The sequence below is a fragment of the Pseudomonas sp. ICMP 8385 genome (assembly GCF_002699915.1).
GTDB classification, from domain to species: Bacteria; Pseudomonadota; Gammaproteobacteria; order Pseudomonadales; family Pseudomonadaceae; genus Aquipseudomonas; species Aquipseudomonas gessardii.
Genome location: NZ_LKBY01000033.1, coordinates 1 through 395 on the forward strand (window position 1 = coordinate 1; position 395 = coordinate 395).

General features: G+C 57.7%; 2 tRNA genes. Both read left to right on the forward strand.

The annotated features are described in order from the left end of the window. Positions 1–69: 69 nt before the first annotated feature. Positions 70–145: transfer RNA gene (locus AO268_RS05505), tRNA-Gly, on the forward strand. A gap of 104 nt (positions 146–249) precedes the next feature. After that, positions 250–325: transfer RNA gene (locus AO268_RS05510), tRNA-Glu, on the forward strand. The last annotated feature ends 70 nt before the right edge of the window (positions 326–395 follow it).

Sequence of the window (395 nt, forward strand, 5' to 3'; positions counted from 1 at the left end):
GTCTAGTGGCCTAGGACACCGCCCTTTCACGGCGGTAACAGGGGTTCGAGTCCCCTAGGGGACGCCATTGCGGGAATAGCTCAGTTGGTAGAGCACGACCTTGCCAAGGTCGGGGTCGCGAGTTCGAGTCTCGTTTCCCGCTCCATTTTTAAACAGTGTGGCTTTCGGGCGGCACTGAGTGAAACCAGGACCAAGTCTTCGGATAAGGGTCTGGGCACTGGAATACACACCATGTGTTTCAGTTAGCGTGTCCCCTTCGTCTAGTGGCCTAGGACACCGCCCTTTCACGGCGGTAACAGGGGTTCGAGTCCCCTAGGGGACGCCATTTGCGGGAATAGCTCAGTTGGTAGAGCACGACCTTGCCAAGGTCGGGGTCGCGAGTTCGAGTCTCGTTT